Below are 22,711 nucleotides of genomic sequence, written 5' to 3'. Positions count from 1 at the left end.
GCATTCGCCTCGGCCAGGTCTCCATCCGCCAAAACCTAGCCTCCGAAATCTCGGCGTCGTCGTGGTACCGCATCAAGAGCGCAATGGTTAGAGCGCCAACGGCCGCGATCACACGAAACATCAACGGCCGCATCGGTTTGATGCCAGACTCGATGAATGTCCACACAGGCGGTTGACAAGTCGGGGACGAAACACGGTCGGGACTCATTCGGCACGCGACGAGTCTTCATACTCGCTGCCATCGGCTCGGCCGTCGGTCTCGGCAATATCTGGCGGTTTCCCTACGTCGCGTACGAAAACGGCGGTGGGGCGTTCATCATCCCTTACCTCGTTGCGTTGCTGACGGCTGGAATTCCGTTTCTGTTCCTCGACTACGCCGTCGGTCATCGTTACCGCGGATCGGCGCCGTTGTCTTTTCGGCGGATCGCTCGCGGCGCCGAACCCATCGGCTGGTGGATGACCGGAATCTGCGCAGTGATCGCGATCTATTACGCGGCGATCATCGCGTGGGCGATCCGTTACACGTTCTTCTCGATCGAAGAGCGGTGGGGAGACGATCCGAACGCCTTCTTCTTCGGCGAATTCCTGCAGGCTGCAGATACGCCGGGGGCATCGCTGGACCTGGTGCCGGGGGTGTTCTGGCCGCTCCTGCTTTTGTGGATTGTCGTCGTAGGAATCATGGTTCTCGGCGTCCAGAAGGGCATCGGGCGGATGGCGATCATCTTCATGCCACTGCTTCTGCTGGTCTTCGCAGCGCTCGTCGTGCGGGCGCTGTTCCTTGATGGTGCGGGTGTCGGACTCGATGCACTGTTCAGCCCGAACTGGGCGGCGTTGACCGAAACGAGTGTATGGGTAGCCGCGTTCGGACAGATCTTCTTCTCACTGTCGGTCGGCTTCGGCATCATGATCACCTATGCGTCGTATGTCAGACGTCGCACCGATATGACTGGCTCGGGAGCCGTGGTCGGCTTCTCCAACTCGGGCTTCGAGCTGCTTGCCGGAATCGGAGTCTTTGCAGCGCTCGGCTTCATGGCCACTGCTGCAGCGGTGCCGGTCGACGAGGTTGCCACTTCCGGACTCGGGCTCGCATTCGTGGCCTTCCCGACGATCGTCTCGGAAGCCCCGGGAGGTGGCCTCCTTGGCGTGTTGTTCTTTGCGTCTCTGGTAGTCGCTGGACTCACCTCGTTGGTGAGCGTGCTCGAGGTGGTTGTGTCCGCGGTGCGGGAAAAGATCGGACTCTCGCGCGTTTCGGCTGCTCTCTGGGTGGGACTGCCCGCAGCGGTGCTGTCGATCGGCCTGTTCTCGACGACCACGGGTGTCTATGTACTCGACACCATGGACCACTTCGTCAACAGCTTCGGAATCTTGGCGGCCGCTGTCGCGAGCATGGTTGCGTTGACTTTCGTGTTCCGCAAGCTCCCGGTGCTGATGGCGCATATGAACAAGTTTGGAACGATCCGCCTTGGACGATGGTGGCAGTTCCTAGTTGGCGGTCTGGCACCTGCCGCATTGGCCTTCATCCTGTTCCGAGACTTCATGTCAGAACTCGAAGCGCCGTATGAAGGATATCCGTCGACCTTCATCAACATCTTCGGCTGGGGAATGGTGGTCGCCCTCATCGTCGTGGCGATCGGCTTGTCGTTCTTGCCATGGAGTCGCCACACGCCCATCGAGGAACCAGGCTATGACGACGAAACGAACAGTGACAAGGAGGCTGAGTCGTGAGCACCGCAGCAGTAGTCATGATGATCGTTGCCATGGTGACGGTGTGGGGAGGACTTGCACTCGCGATCTTGAACCTGTTGCGGCATCCCGGACAGGACTGAGCCAGGTGTGATGTAGGTCCCGGTCAGCGGATTGCTCGCCTCGGATCCGGATACTGGATCCGGTGAACCGCATCTGGGACGAGCTCGGCGCCTATGCGCCAATCTTCGTCGCGGGTCTGCTCGTGCTCTTTCGTCCCTTGTGGTCGCTCAATCGACACCTCGTGACACTTGTTCACGAGGCTGGGCACGCGATCGTGGCGCTCCTGACCGGACGCAAACTGGTGGGAATTCGACTGCACACCGATACGTCGGGATTGACGGTGTCGCGGGGAAAGCCGCGCGGTCCAGGCATGATTGCGACTACTGCCGCGGGATATCTGACACCGCCCCTCGTCGCTGTTCTCGCGGCAATTCTGCTGACCGGCGGCCAACTGGCAGTCCTGGGCTGGGCGACACTCGCGGTGGTGGCCGCGATGCTGCTCTACATCCGGAACCTGTTCGGTGCCGCGATGCTCATCTTCACCGGCGTGATTCTGGTGTATCTCGATCGGCACAGTCCCGTCGAGATACGTCAGCACCTGTTCTTCGTCGGCGCGTGGGTACTGGTTTTCGGCAATTTCCGCACGCTCGTCGAGGTCTCGCGAAATCGATCCGGCCGGACAGATATCGATCAGCTCCGTTGGCTCACTCACATTCCACGAATCTTTTGGATTCTCGGGATGTTCGGCGTCACGTCGTTCTGCGGATTGGCCGTGTGGGAGATGCAAGGGCAATAAGCGGGGTTCGGTGATCTGCTAGACGGGAGTGTCCCGTGAGCGGCCAGGCACGGCGTGGACTGACGAACGAGCGCGTGAGCGGCCAGGCACGGCGTGGACTGACGAGCGAGCGCGTGAGCGGCCAGGCACAGCGTGGACTGACGAGCGAGCGCGTGAGCGGCCCGGCACGGCCTGGACTGACGAGCGAGCGCAGCGAGTCGAGGAGGGAAGGCCGTGCCTAAAAGGGCCGCTCACACCCGGAGCGAAGCGACGGCAATGTCACAGCGAGTCGAGGAGGGAACGCCGTGCCTGAAAGGGCCGCGAACAGCCGGAGCGCAGCGACGGCAATGTCACAGCGAGTCGAGGAGGGAAGGCCGTGTCTATGGGGCCGCTCACGCCCCGGAGCGCAGCGACGGCAGTGTCAGGGCACAGCCGCCATCGATCGCGCGACTGCACCGGCGTCGCGGCGTGTCGAGACTCCGAGTTTGCCGAGAATCGAGGAGACGTGATGGTCGACGGTACGCACGGAGAGAAAGAGTCGGTCGGCGATCTCGGCGTTTGTCAGTCCCTGTGCGACGAGATCGAGGACGTCGGCCTGGCGCGCGGTGAGGCCTGCTGGGTGGGCTTTGGTGGACGAGTGTGGTCCACGTGGAACTACTTGCATGCCATGAGTTTTCAGCTGTCGGCGTACCGCCGCCGCGGCGGCCGCAGCACCGAGTCCGTCAAGTATCGACAACGCCTCTCTAGTCTGCTCAGGAGTACCGGCTTCGACGAGCTCGAGGGCGCGCTCGTATGGATCGCCGATCGTCTCCCATTGTGCGACGGCAGCCGCCGCATCACCTTGCAGGCCGGCGGCCCAGCGCTCGGGTATGTCGTCGAGAGCTGCGGCGCCGATGTCGACGCCCGCTCGGGTGCAGTAGCGGAGAACTTCACCCCACACCGGTCCGGCGCCGGGCCGGTCGCAGACGCTCTGCCACTGTTCGAACACCATGGCCGCCAGGTCGGCGCGGCCGCTGATCCAGGCGTACTCGGCCAATGCCGGCCCGGCGAACGAGAGAGCAAGCAGCGAACCTTGTTCGACCGCGGTGTGCCAGGCGCCGAGAAGCGTTGCTGCGAGGTCGGTGTCGGGGTTTTTGCGAGCGAGCAGACGTGCGTAGGTCGGGACGCTGTAGACACGCAACATCCCCGGGTCCTCTGCGCGATCGATGATGGCCGCCAGTGCGTCCTCGCCTGCCTGCCAATCGCCCCGCCGTATCCGCAGCAGCGCTTGATGGACCTCGAGATTGAATGCGTGCGAACCGAAGCCACGCTCGGCGGTGAAGCGCAGCGCGCTACGCAAGCACACGTCCAATTCATCGAACTTGGCGCTGCGGTAGAGGATTTCACCGAGATTGGTGTACGCCCTCGCAGCGTGTTCGTGATGGCCGTGTTCGAGCGCAAGCGCCAAACTCTTTCGGAGCAAGGCGATCCGCCCGTCCTGGTCGACGTCGCGACGGACGAGACTCTGATAGTTGAGGCAAAGCTCGATCAGGTCGACCCGTTCGGATTCCGTAGCGAGTTGGAGCGCGCGATCGAGGATGGGAGCGGCTTCGTCGGTGTCGCCGGCGAGCGCGAGAACAGCGCCGTGCGAGGTCGCCGCGTAGGCCGTCGCCCCGAGCGAGGAGGTCTGTTCCAAGCCTTCCAACGCTGCTCGCGAGGTTTCGACCGCACGACGAGTGTCACCGATCATGTAGTAGTGCCGCGACAACCGCACGCGGGCCTCGCCGAGCAGCACCGGGTCGCCGACGTCGAGGTAACGCGCGACGGCGCGCTCACCCACGTCGACGGCATCGGAGAATCGGTGCGCGTTGTACAACTCCCATGCGTAGTCGTCGAGCAGTCGCGCAAGATCGACCGTCGACAACGTGTCCGCATAGCGCAGCGCTGCCTCGAAATGCGCGAGCGCCTGCCGGTGCGAACCCACTGCGGCAGATTCCCTTCCAGCGCGAGCGGCAAAGCGGATCACGGTGATGGAATCGTTGGCGGCCAAACCATGGTGGACCAACCTGGCGAGATCGGGACGCGGCATCGCGCCGAGCGCCCCGATCACGTTGCGGTGCAACGTGCGGCGCCGCAGACCCGACAGGCTCGCTTCGACCGCTCTGCGCGCGAGCTCGTGTCGAAACGCGATGCCGTCGCTGCGAACCTGCACGATTCCGCTGTCCTCGGCACTCGTGAGGTGATCGATGCGGTCTCCGAGCAGTACGTCGGCGAGTTCGAACTCGACAAGCGTCGGTACGACCGACAAGCGTTCGACCGCGTCGATGGACGTACTGTCCAGCTGCCGCACTCTCGCCAGCACGGCGTCGGCGACGGTTGCGGGGACAGCGTCGTCGGGAGGAGCTGCCAGTGCTTCGGTGACGTAGAACGGATTGCCGCCGGTCAGTTCGTGCAGCGTTGCTGCGTCCCAATCGGTTTGGTCGGCCAACTCGGCAACTGCGCCGGCGGACAACGACGGCAACACAATTCGCTGCACAGGCAGGCCTGCGAGCGAGCCGAGCCACCGATGCAGCGGATGACCCGGAGCGGCGCCACCGTCTCGGATCGTGACCAGCACCATCGCGGCGACAGAGTCGATCCGACGCGCGAGAAAAGCGAGGACGTCGAGGGTGGCGTCGTCCGACCAGTGCAGGTCTTCGACGATGAGCAGGGTCGGCGGCTGGGTTCGGAGTTCGGTGAGAGCGCCGTCGAAGACTTCCTCGCCCGCCCCACTTGCAAGGGCGTCTTCGAGCGGCCCGCACGACGCTGCCGCAGCGTCACGCAACGGTCCGAAAGCACGCGCGGTCTGCAGATCGTCACAGGCGCCGGACAGAATTCGTACCGCTCCCAGCGACTCCCGAAACGCGCGAACCACGCTGGTCTTGCCGATTCCTGCCTCACCCGTTACCAATACGACGGACCCGTTGCCGCGCACGGCATCCTGCCACTTGCTCGCGAGCGCGCCGAGGATCTGCGTTCTCTCCAGCAATCTGCTCGGTCGGGTCGTCGGTTCGGTCACGTGCGGCTCGCATCCTTGTCGGGTCAATCGAACTCGTTCATGCAGTTCGGCGCAACTTTTATCTGACTTGGACAAGAGTGCCGGAACGCGCTGCACCCGTCTGTCGCGGACGCGACGCTGCCAGTGTCGGCCTGCCGACAGTTCGAGGGTTTCCACGACGATCCGCAGAGGACAAGATGAGACGATGAAGACAGCGCTACGAACGTGTCCGCTATGTGAAGCAGTGTGTGGTCTGACGCTGACCCTGGACGACGACAACCACATCACCTCCGTCAAAGGAGATCGTGACGATCCATTCAGCAAAGGGTTCATCTGCCCGAAAGGTGCCAGCTTCGGCCACCTCGACGAGGACCCGGATCGGCTCTCCGCTCCCCTGATTCGCCGCGGCGACGAATGGGTGACGGTGAGCTGGGACGAAGCCTTCGCCGCAGTGGCAGCAGGATTGGGCAAAGTCATTGCCGAGCATGGACGCAAGTCGCTTGCCCTCTACGTCGGCAATCCGAACGCGCACACCGTCGCTGGTGCGCTGTACAACACGCCGCTCATTCGGGCACTCGGAACTCGCAACATCTTCTCTGCGAGCACTGCGGATCAGATGCCCAAGCACGTGTCGAGCGGCTTGATGTTCGGTGATCCCGTCGCCATCCCGGTACCCGACCTGGATCGGACCGACTATCTGCTGATGCTGGGCGCGAATCCGCTCGAATCGAACGGTTCGCTGTGCACCGCTCCTGACTTTCCGGGCCGGTTGAAGGCGATTCGCAAACGCGGCGGCAAGGTCGTTGTCGTCGACCCGCGCCTGACTCGAACGGCGAAACTCGCTGACGAACACATCTTCGTCAAGCCGGGCACCGACGCCTATCTGCTGTTCGCGATCGTGCACACGTTGTTCACCGAAGGCCTCACCGCCGTCGATGTCGAAAGTAACGGTCTCGACGAGGTACGCAGCGCTGCAACACCTTTCACACCCGAGGCGGTCGCCGCGCGCACCGGTGTGCCAGCGGACGTCATCGTGCGGATCGCCCACGAACTCGCTGCCGCTCCCACCGCCGCTGTGTACGCCAGAATCGGTACGTGCACAGCCGAATTCGGCACACTCGCTCAGTGGCTAGTCGACGTGATCAACGTTCTCACCGGCAACCTGGACCGCCCCGGCGGAGTGATGTTCGCCAATCCCGCGGCACCCGGGCCCCGCAGAACCCGCGCATTCACGACCGGTCGCTGGACGAGCCGGGCCAGACAACTACCGGAGGCGTTCGGCGAACTGCCGGTCGCGACCCTCGCCGACGAATTGGAGACCCCCGGCGACGGCCAGGTTCGCGGATTGGTCACCGTCGCAGGCAATCCCGTGCTCTCGGCACCGAGTGGTCCACGGATCGGGGCAGCGCTGTCGAACGTCGAATTTATGGTCAGCGTCGACAGGTACCTCAACGAAACCACCGAACATGCCAACGTGATACTTCCGCCGCCGCCGTCGACGCAGTCGAGCCACTACGACTTCGCTCTGCTCGGCTTCGCGGTCCGCAACTACGCGCGCTACTCGCCGCCGATGTTGCCGCTCGGCGATCGACCGTCGGAGGCGGAGATCCTCGCTCGACTCTCGATGATCGCCGCAGGGCAAGATGGCGACCCGATGCTCCTCGACGAGATGATCATCGATCAGACGTTGCGCGCGGCGGTAGGCGCCAAAGGCTCGGGCGTGGAAGGTCGGGAGGTCGGCGATCTACGCGCCGACCTGCAGGGCAACTCCGGCGTCGAACTGCGGCTGGACATGATGCTGCGGCTCGGACCGTACGGCGAGTGGTCGGGCGGCGGCAACCTGTCGTTGCAGACCCTGCTCGACAACCCACACGGACTCGATCTGGGTCCGCTGGAATCGCAACTACCCGGCCGGCTCCTCACCGAATCGGGCAAGGTCGAGTTGGCCCCGGCCAAGATGCTCGACGACGTCACGCGCCTTCGGGAAAGTCTCGAACGAGCACCTGCCGACATCGTTCTCATCGGGCGGCGGCAACTGCGGTCGAACAACAGTTGGATGCACAACGTGTCGACGCTGGTCGGCGGCTCCAACAAGTGCACGCTGCAGATCAACCCGTTCGATATGGAACGCCTCGGACTGACGGACTCGGCGACGATCAAATCCGCGGCGGGCGAACTGATCGTGCCGTTGGAACCGACGGACACGATCATGCCGGGGGTCGTGAGCCTCCCGCACGGCTGGGGCCACAGCGGCAGTACCCAGCGAGTGGCGGCAGCTCATGCGGGCGTCAATGCAAACGCACTGACCGACGACGCTGTGGTCGACGTCCCATCGGGCAACGCGGTGTTCAACGGTGTGCCCGTGACAGTTTCGCCGGTCGGCTAGGCCCGAATGGTGCCGTCGCCCGTTCGGGTCGCCGTGTGGCTGATCCACGTCTCCATACCCGCGTTCGGGTTGTGGTTGCTGGTATCGAAGCCGCACCTCGACGTTCACTACGAACATCACGGCGTACATTTCTGGCTCGTCCTTGCGACTGCGTCGACTGCGATGGCACTCGGGTTCGTGTTGCTTCGCGCGGCGCGACAGCGCAGTGACGCGCGTTTGATTCTGGTGTCGCTCGTATTCCAGTTCAACGCAGGCTTTCTCGGCCTGCACGCGCTCGCGACGCCTGGCGTCATCCTGTCGAGTCCCAACGCGGGTTTCGTTGCCGCGACCCCGGTGGGCCTCGTTCTCGGCGGGGTGGCAGCGTTGGCGTCGTCGATCGACTACGGACCGTCGGGCGCAGCGCGAATCAGACGTTTCGAACCGCTGCTCGCCGCGTTGCCACTCGTCCTGCTCGCCGTCTGGGCCATCGTGTCGCTTGCCGGGTTACCACCGCTGGATCGGGCGCCCGACCCGTCCGAGGCGCACGGTCCACTGGTCGCCGCGGCGTTCGTGGGTTCGGCGTTCTACCTCACCGCAGCGATCCGGTACCTCCTGAAATATCTGCGCACTCGCGGAGTTGTGCTGCTCAGTGTCCTGACCGCGTTCGTGCTGCTGTCGGAGGCACTGTTCGCCGTCGGGTTCGGGCGCAGCTGGCGAGCATCGTGGTGGGAATGGCACCTGCTGATGGTCGCGGCGTTTGTGCTCATCGTGTTCAGCGCTCATCTGCAGTTTCGGCGCGAGGGGTCGGCGCACGGGTTGTTCGACTCGGTCACGCTGCGCCAGACGATGGCGGCGATGGAACGCGACTACGCGCGAGCGCTCGAGGAGATGGTGAATGCGCTACGCCAACGCGCCGACGGCGGCGTCGCGGCGACCGAACCCCTCGGGTCGGTCGGAGTGGAACTGTCGCGTCGCTTCGGCCTGACCGAACGTCAGATCGCCGTCCTGCAACAGGGCGCGCACGCGCTCGGCAACGAACGTGAGCAGGTCCGCAGGCTCGGCGCGCTTGCAGCTGTCGGTGAGCGCTCCAGCGTGATCAGAAGCGAGGCCGAACTGCTGGACGAGGTGGTCGGCCTCGCGGCCTCGGCGTTCGATCGAGACAGGTTGCGGCTCGGCCTGATTCGCGGCGGGCAGCTGCAGTTCGCGGACGGTGGCAGCGCGGACTCAACCGCGTTGACCCTGCCGCTGACAGTGAAGGGGACACCGGCAGGCGTTCTCGAGGTTGCCCGCGATGGCGAGTTCTCCGACTCCGATATCGCACTGCTGCGCTCGTTCGCATCGCAGACCTCGGTCGCCCTGGAGAATGCGCGGTTGTATCAGCAACTCGACGGACTGTTCCGCTCGTACATGTCCCCTGCGGTCGCGACGGCACTCATCGCGGATCCGACGCAGGCTGGTCTCGGTGGCGAAATCGCCGAGGTGAGTGTGTTGTTCGCCGACCTGCGGGGCTTCACGCCGTTCTCGGAGCAGTCGTCACCCGATCAGGTGGTTGACATGCTCAACACCTACTACGGCGCGATCGTGCCGGTCATCCTGGACGAGGGCGGGACCGTCGTGCAATTCGTCGGCGACGCCGTCATGGCACTGTTCAATGCGCCGACCCGCCAACCCGACCATGCCCATCGCGCGGCGCGAGCCGGGCTGAACTTGCACCGCGCGATCGAGGGCGTTGCTGACGGCCGTCCTGATTGGCCACGGTTTCGCGTCGGGGTGAACACCGGACCCGCACTGGTTGGCAATGTGGGGGCTGCACAAATGCGCAACTTCACCGCGATCGGCGACACGACGAACCTCGCAGCGCGGCTCGAAGGATTGGCCGAGCCTGGGACTGTTGTCATTGGGCCACTGACGAGGGCCCAACTCGGCGACAATGCGGTGGTGAGCAGCCGAGGTGAATTGCAGGTCAAAGGTCGCCGCGAGCCTGTCGCGGTCTACGTCCTCGAAGGTATGCGATGACCGACTTCGATCTGCTTCGCAGCCTCTCGGACGACGAGCGCAGACACGTGCTCTCGACCTGCACTCGACGCCGGTTTCGCAGGCGCGACATCCTCTGTCACGAAGGCGATCCGGGCGATTGCGTTCATCTGATCCAGTCCGGCAGGCAGATCGTTCGGGTGACGACACCGCTCGGTCACACGGCGACGTTGTCGCTGCTCGGGCCCGGCGACTCGTGGGGTGAACAGGCTTTGCTGAGTCCACATGCGAGGCGAACTGCGACCGTCGTGGCGATCGAGGACACCGAGACTCTGACGCTGAGCCGCGAGCAACTTGCCCGGCTGCGGCGACAGCAGCCACAGATCGACCGATTTCTCACCGACACCCTGGCCGCTCAGGTGCGACGATTGTCGGCGATGGTGCTCGAGGCGTTGTATCTGCCGGTCGACGAGCGGGTGGTACGACGGCTTGCCCATCTCGCGCGGGTCTACGGCGGTGCAAATGCGTTAGCGGAGATCCGCTTGACGCAGGATGATCTTGCCTCGATGGCGGGAACAACACGCGCGACTGCGAACAAGGTTCTGCGTGAATTGGAGGACAAGCGAATAGTGACGCTCGGCCGGGGGACGATCACTGTGATCGACCGTGCGGGTCTCGACAGAGCCGCACGCTGAGGGCTTAAACCGGATACGATTGCTCGAAATTGTGGAGAGGATCCGATGTCCGACGATAACCGGCCTGGCAGTAACGGCGAGCACCGGCTGCAGGAGCGCTTCGGCACCCAGGATCGCGCCGACAAGTTCTACTCCGATCAGGTACTCGACCGTCTCAACGAGACGATGATCGAGTTCGTCGGTCGGATGGACATGGCCTTCATCGCAACGTCCGACGCCAACGGCGAGTGTGACTCGAGTTTCCGGGCGGGCACCCCCGGCTTCATCCACGTGATCGACGAACGCACGGTCGCCTACCCGGAGTTTCGAGGCAACGGTGTGCTGGCAAGTCTCGGCAACATTTCCGAGAACCCGCACATCGGCATCTTGCTGATCGACTTCGTCGAAGATCTCATCGGTCTCCACATCAACGGCAGCGCCCGGATCGTCGCTGACGACGTGATTCGCGCAACGGTCCGCGGCCTACCCACCGAACGTGCGAAGGGGCGGCTGCCGGAACGCTGGGTCGTCGTCGATGTCGAAGAGGCCTACATCCATTGCCGCAAACACATTCCGCGAATGGTCCCCGAGTCCCGGGTGCGGGCGTGGGGTACCGACAACATGCGATCCAAGGGTGGCGACTACTTCGGCGCGAAGGCCGAGCCACGTCCCGTCAAACTCAGCTGATCTTGAAGATCACGACCCGCTGGACGATGAAGTTGATCACCGTCGCGGTTCCCTGCGCGATGACGAAGGCAACAGGAACACGCCACCACTCGTCGTCGAGCGCGTGGTAGATCGCCCAGTTGATACCGACCTGAACCGCGAACGTCACGGCATACAAGGCGACCACTGCCACGAAGCGCGCACGACTCGGCGGCGCTTTGAACGTCCAACGTCGGTTGATCAGGTACGCAGTGGTTGTGCCTGCGATGAAACTGATCGATTTCGCAACGTTAACGGGCAGCCCGATCGCCAACCCGAGCACGTAGAGCCCGAAGTCGACGATCGCAGAGAGCCCGCCGGTCAACCCGAATCGGATGATCTGCGTCTTGAGGTCGACGTCGGTACCGCCGGGCTCGTCGACGAGTGGTAACTCGACGGGCAAAGGCAGATGGGGCTGCGGGTCGGTTCCGGACACGCTGACGAGCCTATCCGGCGCCAGGTAGCCTCTACTCCGATGTCCACCACAACAACGGAGACGGCAGCGGCGCCCGACGAAGCCCAGCCGTTGCCCACGCAGCCCCGCACGCTCACCGGTTGGGGCCGCACCGCCCCCACGACGGCGCAGGTGCTTTCGACCCCCGATATCGAGCTGATCGCGAAGGCGGTCGCGCAGGTCGCCGAGCAGAACGACAGCAAGCCAAGCCACCTCAAGCGTGGCGTCGTCGCTCGCGGTCTCGGTCGTTCGTACGGTGACAACGCTCAGAACGGCGGCGGGCTCGTCGTCGATATGACGCCGCTGCGACGTATCCACAAGATCGACGCCGACACTCGGCTCGTCGACGTGGACGGTGGCGTCACCCTCGATCAGCTGATGCGGGCAGCTCTGCCGTTCGGCCTGTGGGTTCCGGTGCTTCCGGGCACGCGTCAGGTCACCATCGGTGGCGCGATCGGGTGTGACATTCACGGCAAGAACCACCACAGCGCAGGCAGTTTCGGTAACCACGTTCGCTCGATGGAGTTACTGACCGCCGATGGCAAGGTTCGGCATCTGACACCGAAGGGTCCGACGTCCAAGCTGTTCTGGGCGACTGTCGGCGGCAACGGCCTCACCGGCATCATCCTGCGCGCGGCGATCGAGATGACACCGACAGAGACGGCGTACTTCATCGCCGACGGCGACGTGACGTCCAGCCTCGACGAGACCATCGCCATTCACAGCGACGGCAGCGAAGAGAACTACACCTACAGTTCCGGCTGGTTCGACGCGATCAGCGCGCCGCCGAAGCTCGGTCGTGCCGCAATATCGCGAGGCTCGCTCGCGACGTTCGATCAGCTGCCCGCGAAGCTGCAGAAGGACCCGCTGCGCTTCGACGCGAAGCCGCTGTTCACCTTCCCCGACCTCTTCCCGAACGGGTTGCTGAACAAGGCGAGCTTCACCCTCGCGACCGAAGTTTGGTACCGCAAGGCGAAGAGCTACCGGAACCAGCCACAGAGTTTGACGGCGTTCTACCACCCACTCGACATGATGAGCGAGTGGAACCGGGCCTACGGCTCGAACGGGTTTCTGCAGTACCAGTTCGTCGTTCCGCCGGAAGCGGTCGAGGAGTTCAAACGCATCATCGTCGACATCCAGTCCAGCGGGCACTACTCCTTCCTCAACGTGTTCAAGCTGTTCGGGCCGGGCAACCAAGCGCCGCTGAGCTTCCCGATCCCGGGCTGGAACATCTGCGTCGACTTCCCGATCAAGGCCGGACTCAACGAGTTCGTCACCGAGCTGGACCGTCGGGTCCTCGAGTTCGGTGGCAGGCTCTACACAGCCAAGGATTCGCGGACGACCGCCGATACTTTCCATGCGATGTACCCACGGATCGACGAGTGGATCAAGGTCCGCCGCACGGTCGATCCAACAGGCGTATTCATGTCGGATATGGCTCGCAGGCTAGAACTACAGTGAGTTGGAGCTACTAAATTGATCAATGCCGTTGGCAATCCGCAGGCGCTGCTACTTCTCGGTGGCACGTCCGAGATCGGGCTCGCGATCGTCGAGGAATACCTGAAGAAGGGGCCTGCGCGCGTCGTCCTCGCTGCGCTGCCCAACGATCCGGGTCGCGACGCAGCCGTCGCGCAGGTGCAGGCTGCCGGTGCATCCAAGGTCGATGTCATCGACTTCGACGGCATCGACACAGCGAGCCATCCCGCCGTGATCGATCAGGCCTGGTCAGGCGGTGATGTGGACGTCGCGATCGTCGCATTCGGTCTCGACGGTGATCCCGAGGAACTCTGGCAGAACCAGCGCAAAGCCGTGCAGATAGCCGAGGTCAACTACACCGCAGCGGTGTCGGTCGGCGTGCTCGTCGGCGAGAAGATGCGCGGTCAGGGCTTCGGTCGGATCATCGCCATGTCGTCGGCCGCAGGTGAGCGTGTCAAGCGCACCAACTTCGTCTACGGCTCCACCAAGGCAGGACTCGACGGCTTCTACCTCGGCCTCGGCGAAGCGCTTCGCGAGTACGGCGTCCGCGTTCTGGTGATCCGTCCCGGCATGGTCCGGACCAAGTTCAGCGCGCACGTGAAGGAAGCACCGCTGACCGTCGACAAGGAATTTGTTGCGGCACTTGCTGTTCGGGCCTCGGACAAGGGCAAGGAGCTCGTCTGGGCGCCCGGGCAGTTCCGCTACGTGATGATGATCCTGCGTCACATTCCGCGGCCGATCTTCCGCAAGCTGCCGATCTAGTTCGATGACGGTGGACGAAATCGCGCCAGGCACCGCCCCGGCGCGACGCGCACTGTCGACACTCGCCGAGATGGCGGCGGCGATCGTTGTCGCTGCCCTCGTCTCAGCAATCGGGTTGTTCGCGTTCGCCCAGGTTCAGTGGCCCGCGTTCAGTTCGTCGAACGTGACGCGCGCGCTCACGACCGTCGGGCAGGTGGCCTCGATCGCGGTGCTCGGCGTCTCGATCTGGATGCTGCGGGTCCAGCGCTGGCCGCTGGTCGCGAAAGCGCTTTCCTGGGGCGGACTTTCGGCATTCGTCACCGTCACACTCGGCATGCCGCTAGGTGCTACCAAGCTCTACCTGTTCGGCATTTCGGTCGATCAAGAGTTTCGAACCGAATACCTCACGCGACTGACCGATTCCGCTGCACTGCGCGACATGACCTATGCCGACGTCCCGCCGTTCTACCCGGCAGGCTGGTTCTGGATCGGCGGTCGTGTCGCGAACCTGACCGGCATGGCCGGCTGGGAGGCATACAAGCCGTATGCGATCGCCTCGCTGGCTGTAGCATCCGTCGTCGCACTTGTGTTGTGGAGCAAGCTGATTCGCGGTGACTGGGCGGTAGTGGTCGGGCTGGCGGTCGCTGCGGTCACCGTTGCCTACGCCTCTCCCGAACCGTACGGCGCGACCATCGCCGTCCTGATTCCGCCGGTGCTCATCCTCGCGTGGGGAGGTTTGCATCGTCCCGACAGCACCGGCACGGGCGGTTGGGGCGCGGTCATCGGGACGGGATTGTTCCTCGGTGTCGCCGCAACGTTCTACACGCTCTATCTCGGCCTCGCGGCGTTTGCAGTGACAGCGATGGCCGTCCTGGCAGCCGTGCTCGCAGTGCGGGCGGGCAATACGTGGCGTGCCGCGGTACCAGTCGTTGTTCGCTTGGGAGTCTGCGGCGCCATCGCGATCGTGATCGCACTCATCGTGTGGGCGCCCTATCTGCTGGAACTTCGCCACGGCCGGCCGGCCGGATCGGGGACGGCGTTTCATTACCTGCCAGAGGGTGGGGCTCGGCTGGCCTTTCCGATGCTGCATTTCTCCGCTATCGGCGGTCTCTGCCTGATCGGCACGATCTGGCTCGCGGTGCGGTTCGGTTCGTCGCGTCGGGCCCGCGCGCTCGGCTGTGGTGTTCTCGCGATCTACGTCTGGTCGCTTGCGTCGATGGCGTTCACTGCCCTCGGCAGCACGTTGCTGTCGTTCCGCTTGGAACCGATCTTGATCGGCTTGCTGGCTGCGGCGGGGGTTTTCGGATTTCTAGAAGCGACCCGCTCGGCCTACGACAACATCGGGAGCCCAGCTGGTTTTCGCTATGCCGTGCTCGCCGTTGGTCTCGCCGGTGCGATGTCGTTCGCGCAGGACATCCCACAACACCTGGAGCCCGAGATCAACACCGCCTACAGCGACACCGACGGCAACGGCGTCCGCGCCGACAAGCGGCCGCCCGGCGGTGCCGCGTACTACCGCGAGATCGACGACGCTCTTTCGACGCAACTGCAACGGCCGCGCGCCGACACGGTTGTCTTGACGGCAGACACGAGCTTCCTCAGCTACTACCCGTACTTCGGTTTCCAGGCGCTGACCTCGCATTATGCGAACCCGCTCGCCGACTTCGACGGTCGGGCTGCGGCGATCGCCGAGTGGAGCAAACTCGAAACCCCCGACCAGCTGATTGCGGCAATGGACGCGGCACCGTGGCGCGCGCCGGACGCGATCCTGTTCCGCTACGGACCCGACGGCTACAGCCTGCGTCTGGCCGAGGACGTGTACCCGAACGATCCGAACGTTCGCCGCTACACGGTCAGTTTTCCCGAGGAACTGTTCGCCGATCCTCGCTTCCAGGTGACCGAGATCGGGCCCTTCGTACTCGTTGTCAGGACCTAGGCCGCTCCGCGGCTCGTGAGTCCTTTTGGTGGTTCCGCCCTCCGAAAGTGCTCACGAGCCGCTTGCGGCCTTTAGTTCGGCGGCGATGCCGCTCATCCCCCGCAGCGTCAGATGGAAGGGCAGCAGCGTCTGATCTGCGAGGACCGGTTCGATCCAGCGTTCACTACGTGGCGCGCACGCATCGTGACCTAGGCCCGCAGTCCGAGTTTCTACGTAGACGGCACCGTGAGCAGCGGCTACGCTCGAGACAACGGAGTTCAGCTCGTCGAACTTCGACTGCACGTAAGCGGCATTCGGCCCGGTCAACAGAGCATCGGCGCACCCTTGCGGACGCAAGTAGATCGGCCAACCGTCGACGACGACGTTGGCGTCAGGTGAACGGCGGTGGATCTCCTCCAGCGCGGCTGCATAGGCCGGACGAATGGCTTGGATCGCCGCGCTCCACTCCTCGCCGCGCGCGCAGGTGCGGCCAACGAGATTCTCCGCGACGCAGGAAAGGATGAAATCGCTGAACCGCGCATCGTTCGCGCCGATGTGGAGAGTCACGAGCTTCGTGTTGGGGCCGAGCGCATCGAACTGCGGTGCGACCCCGGGACCCTGCGAACCGTAGAGGTCCGGAATCTTCGCCGAGCTGCAGGTTCGGTCGTCGAGCTGGACGCCGAGGGTGCGGGCGAGCAGCTTCGGGGTGTTGGCGGTCGATTGCGCGCACCGCAGCGGCGCCTCGACATCGAAGCTCTGCACACCCGTTGTCGCAGCACCCGAATCACCCAGGGCGACGTAGTACTGGCCGTCTGCGATGGTGTTGTGTCCTGGCGCCGCTGCAGCGACACCGCCCGCAAACACAGTCGCGCACAGCAGGCTTGCGGTGACCGCGATTGCTCGTAAACGCCATGCCAGCATCATCGTGCAGACCTTACCCGCGGCGAGTGGGCTCACAGCGTGATCGCCACTCGCTCGTTGCCGCAGCGAAAGCCCGTTCACCGCCTTCGTTGTGCCCTCGCTGCACAGCCCGCTGTGTCACACTGCACCAAATTGCTCCTCGTCGGTTCCGCCGAACATCGGAGGCTCTGCAATGTCGACCTATCTGTATCGGCTGGCGCGGTTCACCTTTCGGCAACGCCGCTGGGTTCTTGCGGTGTGGTTGGCGCTCGCTATCGGAATGATCGTGCTGGCAAATGCCAGCGGCGGCAAGACAAACGACAACTTCACCATCCCAGGGACCGAATCCCAGGAGACCGCTGACCTGCTCGCATCGAAAATGCCTGCGATCAACGGCGGGCAAACCCAAGTTGTGTTTGCAACCAACGGTGCTGCGAAGCTGACGGATTCGGCCGCGAAGGCCGCGATCGAGTCGTCGGTCGCCAAGCTGAAGACGCTTCCCGGCGTGGTGTCGGCTTCCGATCCGTTCGCGCCGGGATCGATCGCGCCGAACTCCGATGTAGCCATCGCCTCGGTTCAATTCCTTGCCTCCCCAGTCGATGTTCCCGAATCGACGTTGGCAGCGATCCAAGCTGCGGTCGTGCCTGCCGAAGACGTCGGCGTCGACGTCGCCTACTCGGGCAGCGTCTATCCCGGTTGGCTGACCGAAGTGTCCGAACTGCCCGAGATCGTCGGCCTGATAATGGCTTTCGTCATTCTGCTGATCACGTTCGGCGCGTTCGTCGCAGCGGGTCTGCCGATCGTGACTGCGATCATCGGTGTCGTCACCACCCTGATGGGTGTCACCGCGCTTGCGTCGGTCGTCGACATCGCCTCGGCATCGACGACCGTTGCGCTGATGCTCGGCCTCTCGTGCGGCATCGACTACGGGCTGTTCATCCTGTCGCGGCATCGAAACAACCTGCTGCAGGGGATGGACACCGAAGAGTCCGTCGCGCTGTCCGTCGGCACGGCCGGGAGTTCGGTTGTGTTCGCTGGACTTACGGTGATCGTGGCGTTGTGCGGACTCGCCGTCGTCGGCATACCGTTCCTGACCGTCATGGGATTGGCCGCTGCCGCTGCGGTTTTCGTAGCCCTGTTGATCGCGTTGACGTTGCTGCCCGCGATGATGGGATTCGCCGGTGGCAAGGTCGCGAAGTTCCTCGCGACCCCACTTCGGCCGGGACACCACGAAAAGATCGCGCTCGAAGCCGCGTACACGCCCGAGAAGACGGCTGGCGCTGCGTGGGCGCGGTTCGTAGTCAGATTCCGGGTACCGGTGCTTGTCATCGGGGTCCTGACGTTGATCGTGCTAGCGATTCCCGCGACTCAGATGAAGCTCGGCCTGCCGACCGGCGCATCCAAGCCGGAGGGCGATACCGCGCGCATCGCCTACGACCTCACCACCGAAGGCTTCGGTGTCGGCTTCAACGGCCCGCTGCTCGTCGTCGCGGAGAATCTCGCCGACCCGGCTGCCGCGGCGCCGATCGTCGAAGCCTTGAGCAAGGAAGAAGGTGTCGCTGCTGCGACATTGGCAGGCGCCGACAACGGTGTCGTCATCATCAGCGTCATACCGACCACCGGACCGAACGACCCTGAGACAGCGAAACTGGTGGACCGCATCCGCAGCGACCGCACTCGCATCGAAGGGACGACGGGCGCGACGCTACTCGTCGGAGGTGGCACGGCGTCCAATATCGATGTCTCCAAGAAGCTTTCGGACGCACTGCCAGTGTTCCTCTTCGTCGTCATCGGCCTTGCGTTCCTGCTGCTGACCTTCGCGTTCCGGACGATCCTCGTCCCGATCAAGTCGATCATCGGTTTCCTGCTGTCTGTATCCGCGGCGTTCGGCGCACAGGTAGCGGTGTTCCAGTGGGGCTGGGGCCAGGAATTGCTCGGCATCACACCGAGCGAAACCGTCAGCTTCCTGCCGATCATCATGCTGGCCATCATCTTCGGCCTCTCGAGCGATTACGAAGTGTTCGTCGTGTCGCGCATCAAGGAGGACTACACCAAGACCGGCGACGCACGTGGCGCCGTCGAACGCGGCACCGGACTGTCGGCGCGTGTTGTCACCGCCGCCGCGCTGATCATGTTCTCGATCTTCCTGGCGTTTATGGTCAACGACGACCCGACGATCAAGGCGATCGGTTTCAGTTTCGCGGTCGGCGTCTTCCTCGATGCCTTCGTCGTCCGACTGACGTTGGTGCCCGCTGTGATGGCGATCGTCAAGGGCACGCTCTGGTACCACCCGTTGTGGTTCGCCAAACACGTCCCCGATCCCGATATCGAGGGTGAGAAGTTGGAGCAGCGGCTCGCAGCGGAACACGGCGCCGACGTGGCTGCGCTCAGCTGAGTCGCTGCTGCAACCGAACGGTCACCTCCACGCCGGCCTCTGCTTTGCCGATTTGTTTGCACATCGCGGCTCGCATCGGCATCCAGTGCGGACCCGAACCGGATGGCATCAGCGTCGCGTCGAACGGGTGCCCGTCGACGGTGCCGGACACTTTGATCGCACGTCGCGTGCCGAAATACTCCGCGGAATTCGGCACGGTCAGGAAGGTGGCGAAGGCTCCGTTCTTTTCGATCGGGGCGGTGAATTCGAGGTCGATCGGATGTGCGGTCTTGGCAGTCGACATGGCAACTCGCTTTCGAGGCTGGGACGGTTCGACAGCTATGACTGTCGAACCGTCCCGGAATCATCGCTACTGCACGCGACCTCGGTCGAGGTTGCGGCCGCCCCACACCCCGGACTGGCCTGTTGCCCGCCCGAACTCGCCGCACTGCAGCATGATCGGGCAATTCGCACACACCGAAAGTGCGTAGCCGTAGTCCTGCGTCGGGAAAGGAAACCAGGCTTCGGGGTTGGTGTCACCGCGGCACGCAGCCCGGAGCCAATCGGGCGCGTCCGAGATCGGCAGCAGGTCGGCGAGCGTCCTGATATCCAGTACTTCGGTCATCGAATTCCTTTCCAGGCGGCTACGCCGCTCGTGAGTCTTTTCGGAGGTCGGGCCCTCCGGAAGGACTCACGAGGCGCGGAGCGCCCTCATTTCCTTCCAGATCCGCTGCTGCGTCTTCTCTTCGTGCCGAGGGGCTTTCGGCTCCCAGAGCAGACGCATGCCTGCTTCCTCCGGCGTGCGGTCGCTCTTGTAGCAGTTGCACTCGGCGCAGCAGGCGATCAAATTCCCCCAGGTGTCAGGTCCACCACGGCTGCGCGGCAGGATGTGGTCGACCGTGCCCGCGAACGACGCATCGCAGTAGCCGCACCTGTACCTGTCACGCCGGAGCACACCCGCAAATGTTGCTCGGCTTCCGTCGTAGACGAGCACGTAGTGTTCGATGTAGACGTAGCGAAGCAGCCGAATCGTCTGCGGCAGAGCCATTTCCGTGTAATGCGACCGGATCGGGAAGACCGGATCGCGGTCGGCGACCGACTCGGCGGCACCCACGCTCACCAAAACCACCGCGCGGTCGGCGGGGATCTCGGTGAGAGCCTCGAACGTCACGTTCAACACGAGTACGGACGTGCGTATCCAGTTGTCGGCAGTCAGTACTGCGGGTTGGTTGCGAAAGCGCATGGGACATCACCGTCTCGAGAAAGGTAGTGCGGGAATGCAGGAATCAGGACTGGATCGGTTGCGCTGAATCCAGGCAGCAGCGCAACGGACCGGCGTCGGCCTGCCACATAAATCGAACTTCGACACTGTTCGGCGTGCGCACTGCTACTCCCTTCTGCTCTTTCCTCGCGTGAACCATTACCCGTGCGGCAACGTATATCGAAGACAATGCTGACACATCGGCTCGACAATGTAGAGCGAGTTGTTTTGCGGGATTACCCTGGGACGATGGTGGAGATCGTCGACCAAACCCCTCCGGATCGGGCGTTGGTCGACAAACCGCTCGATGTGCATGCCGTCGGCGACTGGCAGGCGACGTACGACTGGTTCGTTGCGGGCAAAACCAATGGGGAACTGTCCGGCGCGGACCTCGTTGCGTTGGCCGAGGCCGCGTGGTGGCTCGGCAAGATCGACGAATCACTCGATGCGTTCACTCGCGCTCATCGCATTTTCGTCGACGTCGGGCAGACGGCCGATGCGGCGATGGCGGCCTTCTACCTGGGCCTGCACACGGGCCTGCGTGGAGATGTGTCGAAGGGCGCCGGCTGGATGCGCCGCTGCTACCACCTGCTCGACGAGATCCCCGAATGTGCCGCCCACGGCTTCCCTCTCTACCTCGAAACGGCTCAGGCGCTCGGGCGCGGAGACACCGACACGGCGATGGCGTCGGCGACGCGGATGCATACGCTCGGCCGGACCCTTGCAAACACCGATCTCGTCGCGGTCGGTGTTCTCTGCGAAGGCAAAACGCTTGTCGCTCTCGGACAGCTCGACGAAGGCCTCGCGTTACTCGACGAGGCGATGTTGATGGTGTCGACGGGAGAGGTCACCCCGTTCTGGTCGGGGGCGATCTACTGCCACGTGATGTCGGTCTGTCACGAACTGACCGACCTTCGACGGGCAAGCGAAGTCACGAAATCCGCGACGCAATGGTGCAGCCCACTGCCCGACGCGAACCTCTACCCCGGCATCTGCCGCGTCCATCGCGCTCAGGTACTGCAGTTGCACGGCAGCTGGGACGACGCCATGACGGAAGCGCTGCGCGCACACGCCGACACCGTGAACGTCAACTCCGGCGTCGCCTCGGACGCGCGTTACGAAGTCGCAGAGATCCTTCGGTTACGCGGCGACCTGGCAGGCGCGGAGGAATCCCTGCGCGCCGCCCACGAACTCGGTGCCGATCCCCAGCCCGGTCTCGCTCTGATTCGGCTGGCGCAAGGCAACACCGAGGCTGCCGCGTCCTCGATCCGTACGGCGCTTGCCGACGAGCACCTGAGCCGATCCGCACGGAGCCGACTTCATCTCGCACAGCTCGAAATCGCCTTTGCGGCTGGCGATCTCGACACCGCTAGGCGGGCATCGGCTGCGCTGACCGAGGCCGCGCAGACGCATTCCGGCTCCGGGCTCGCCGCAGCAGCCACTCGTGCGCGCGGTGCGGTGCTGCTCGCCGAAGGCAAGGCGGTCACGGCACTTCCGGTGTTGCGTACGGCCTGCAGACAGTGGCAGCAACTGGAAGCGCCGTACGAGACGGCCCGGACCCGTCTTCTGCTGGCCGAAACCTACCGCGGGTTGGGTGACGACGACGCCGTCGCACTCGAACTCGACGCAGCAGCAACGGTTTTCGAACGGCTCGGCGCACTCCCGGACATCCAGAGGGTTGCAGCACTACGGGGCGCATCGACCGCGCCGGGAGGGCTGAGCACCCGCGAAATCGAGGTGCTGCGCCTCATCGCTGCAGGCAACAGCAACCGTGAGATCGCGACAGCGCTGTTCCTCAGTGAGCGGACCGTACACCGGCACGTCGCGAACGTCTTCACCAAGCTCGGGGTCACATCCCGCTCCGCCGCAACGGCTTACGCGTTCGAAAACGGCATCGTGGACCCGCGTCGCCGCTGACCGCTGTGGGTAGAAATGCCCACCCGGACAGTCCGACAACGACGGCCGATGCCGATGTCCGACACAGGCCGCCGACCGTAATTTTGGTATCGCAACCCCAACACCCGGGGACACCCTCGAAGGAGAAATCCGATGCCGAAGTACGTAATCGAACGCGACATGCCAAGCGTTGGCAATCTCACGCAGGCAGAACTGCAGGGCGCAGCCCAGACCTCGAACGCCGCGTTGGCCACGATGGAAGGCCGCGCACAGTGGCAGCAGAGTTACGTGACCGACGACAAGATCTACTGTGTCTACGTCGCCGACGACGAGGACGCCGTGCGCGAACATGCTGAACTGTCCGGCTTTCCGGCGAACAGGATCAGCCGCATCGGGACCGTCATCGATCCGACAACCGCCGACTGATCCGCGCCGGACA

At 64.0% G+C, this 22,711-nt stretch carries 19 protein-coding genes; 13 read left to right on the top strand and 6 right to left on the bottom strand.

The window, feature by feature from the left end; genetic code table 11:
* Positions 1 to 156 precede the first annotated feature (156 nt).
* From JGU71_RS13785 to JGU71_RS13775, 3 genes are all read left to right on the top strand, one after another.
* Entirely contained in the window at positions 157 to 1,725 is a 1,569-nt protein-coding gene (locus JGU71_RS13785; RefSeq protein WP_199704734.1) for a sodium-dependent transporter, read from the top strand.
* Entirely contained in the window at positions 1,722 to 1,826 is a 105-nt protein-coding gene (locus JGU71_RS13780; RefSeq protein WP_199704733.1) for a methionine/alanine import family NSS transporter small subunit, read from the top strand. Before JGU71_RS13785 ends, JGU71_RS13780 begins: the two co-directional genes overlap by 4 nt.
* Before the next feature lie 62 nt (positions 1,827 to 1,888).
* Entirely contained in the window at positions 1,889 to 2,542 is a 654-nt protein-coding gene (locus tag JGU71_RS13775; protein ID WP_199704732.1) for a M50 family metallopeptidase, read from the top strand.
* Between the two features lie 400 nt (positions 2,543 to 2,942).
* On the opposite strand, the gene JGU71_RS13770 is transcribed toward JGU71_RS13775, so the two are convergent.
* Entirely contained in the window at positions 2,943 to 5,558 is a 2,616-nt protein-coding gene (locus tag JGU71_RS13770; protein WP_199704731.1) for an AAA family ATPase, read from the bottom strand.
* 184 nt (positions 5,559 to 5,742) lie between these two features.
* On the opposite strand from JGU71_RS13770, the gene JGU71_RS13765 reads away from it, so the two are divergent.
* Genes JGU71_RS13765 through JGU71_RS13750 form a run of 4 tightly spaced genes read left to right on the top strand, consistent with a single transcriptional unit; the run spans position 5,743 to position 11,237 of the window.
* Positions 5,743 to 7,923 carry a molybdopterin-dependent oxidoreductase gene (locus tag JGU71_RS13765; RefSeq protein WP_199704730.1) on the top strand — a complete coding sequence of 727 codons (2,181 nt, stop codon included), beginning with the start codon at positions 5,743 to 5,745 and terminating at the stop codon, positions 7,921 to 7,923.
* A gap of 9 nt (positions 7,924 to 7,932) precedes the next feature.
* Positions 7,933 to 9,918: an adenylate/guanylate cyclase domain-containing protein gene (locus JGU71_RS30405; RefSeq protein ID WP_199704729.1), complete on the top strand. Its 1,986-nt coding sequence runs from the start codon at positions 7,933 to 7,935 to the stop codon at positions 9,916 to 9,918.
* Positions 9,915 to 10,571: a Crp/Fnr family transcriptional regulator gene (locus tag JGU71_RS13755; RefSeq protein WP_199704728.1), complete on the top strand. Its 657-nt coding sequence runs from the start codon at positions 9,915 to 9,917 to the stop codon at positions 10,569 to 10,571. Before JGU71_RS30405 ends, JGU71_RS13755 begins: the two co-directional genes overlap by 4 nt.
* A gap of 45 nt (positions 10,572 to 10,616) precedes the next feature.
* Positions 10,617 to 11,237, top strand: a complete 621-nt coding sequence (locus tag JGU71_RS13750) for a pyridoxamine 5'-phosphate oxidase family protein (protein ID WP_199704727.1) — start codon at positions 10,617 to 10,619, stop codon at positions 11,235 to 11,237.
* Here JGU71_RS13750 and JGU71_RS13745 read toward each other — a convergent pair.
* Positions 11,230 to 11,691, bottom strand: a complete 462-nt coding sequence (locus JGU71_RS13745; RefSeq protein ID WP_307829645.1) for a GtrA family protein — start codon at positions 11,689 to 11,691, stop codon at positions 11,230 to 11,232. The two genes, JGU71_RS13750 and JGU71_RS13745, sit on opposite strands and share 8 nt — an antisense overlap.
* A gap of 39 nt (positions 11,692 to 11,730) precedes the next feature.
* Between JGU71_RS13745 and dprE1 the strand changes: the two genes are divergently transcribed.
* From dprE1 to JGU71_RS13730, 3 genes are read left to right on the top strand one after another with little or no spacing between them, the layout of a single operon-like run.
* Positions 11,731 to 13,170: a decaprenylphosphoryl-beta-D-ribose oxidase gene (gene dprE1 / locus JGU71_RS13740; protein WP_199704726.1), complete on the top strand. Its 1,440-nt coding sequence runs from the start codon at positions 11,731 to 11,733 to the stop codon at positions 13,168 to 13,170.
* Positions 13,171 to 13,185: 15 nt separating this feature from the next.
* Positions 13,186 to 13,947: a decaprenylphospho-beta-D-erythro-pentofuranosid-2-ulose 2-reductase gene (gene dprE2, locus JGU71_RS13735; protein ID WP_199704725.1), complete on the top strand. Its 762-nt coding sequence runs from the start codon at positions 13,186 to 13,188 to the stop codon at positions 13,945 to 13,947.
* Between the two features lie 4 nt (positions 13,948 to 13,951).
* Positions 13,952 to 15,862: a galactan 5-O-arabinofuranosyltransferase gene (locus JGU71_RS13730; protein ID WP_199704724.1), complete on the top strand. Its 1,911-nt coding sequence runs from the start codon at positions 13,952 to 13,954 to the stop codon at positions 15,860 to 15,862.
* Positions 15,863 to 15,913: 51 nt separating this feature from the next.
* Here JGU71_RS13730 and JGU71_RS13725 read toward each other — a convergent pair whose 3' ends face one another.
* Positions 15,914 to 16,843 carry an SGNH/GDSL hydrolase family protein gene (locus JGU71_RS13725; RefSeq protein WP_199704723.1) on the bottom strand — a complete coding sequence of 310 codons (930 nt, stop codon included), beginning with the start codon at positions 16,841 to 16,843 and terminating at the stop codon, positions 15,914 to 15,916.
* Between the two features lie 91 nt (positions 16,844 to 16,934).
* Between JGU71_RS13725 and JGU71_RS13720 the strand changes: the two genes are divergently transcribed.
* Entirely contained in the window at positions 16,935 to 19,136 is a 2,202-nt protein-coding gene (locus tag JGU71_RS13720; protein ID WP_199704722.1) for an MMPL family transporter, read from the top strand.
* On the opposite strand, the gene JGU71_RS13715 is transcribed toward JGU71_RS13720, so the two are convergent.
* From JGU71_RS13715 to JGU71_RS13705, 3 genes are all read right to left on the bottom strand, one after another.
* Entirely contained in the window at positions 19,129 to 19,419 is a 291-nt protein-coding gene (locus JGU71_RS13715; protein ID WP_199704721.1) for a DUF1905 domain-containing protein, read from the bottom strand. The genes JGU71_RS13720 and JGU71_RS13715 overlap by 8 nt on opposite strands.
* Positions 19,420 to 19,485: 66 nt before the next feature.
* Positions 19,486 to 19,740, bottom strand: a complete 255-nt coding sequence (locus JGU71_RS13710) for a WhiB family transcriptional regulator (protein ID WP_199704720.1) — start codon at positions 19,738 to 19,740, stop codon at positions 19,486 to 19,488.
* 66 nt (positions 19,741 to 19,806) lie between these two features.
* Complete coding sequence (locus tag JGU71_RS13705; RefSeq protein WP_199704719.1) at positions 19,807 to 20,358, bottom strand: HNH endonuclease; 552 nt, start codon at positions 20,356 to 20,358, stop codon at positions 19,807 to 19,809.
* Between the two features lie 267 nt (positions 20,359 to 20,625).
* On the opposite strand from JGU71_RS13705, the gene JGU71_RS13700 reads away from it, so the two are divergent.
* Together JGU71_RS13700 and JGU71_RS13695 are read left to right on the top strand one after the other, a co-directional pair.
* Positions 20,626 to 22,293, top strand: coding sequence for a helix-turn-helix transcriptional regulator (locus tag JGU71_RS13700; RefSeq protein WP_199704718.1), 1,668 nt, complete (start codon positions 20,626 to 20,628; stop codon positions 22,291 to 22,293).
* Positions 22,294 to 22,425: 132 nt separating this feature from the next.
* Positions 22,426 to 22,698, top strand: coding sequence for a DUF4242 domain-containing protein (locus JGU71_RS13695; RefSeq protein ID WP_199704717.1), 273 nt, complete (start codon positions 22,426 to 22,428; stop codon positions 22,696 to 22,698).
* The last annotated feature ends 13 nt before the right edge of the window (positions 22,699 to 22,711 follow it).

It is taken from the genome of Antrihabitans stalagmiti (genome assembly GCF_016482825.1).
In the GTDB taxonomy this organism is placed as follows: Bacteria; Actinomycetota; Actinomycetes; order Mycobacteriales; family Mycobacteriaceae; genus Antrihabitans; species Antrihabitans stalagmiti.
Note: the sequence above shows the minus strand (reverse complement) of the source record. Positions and strands in the feature narration are given on the sequence as shown.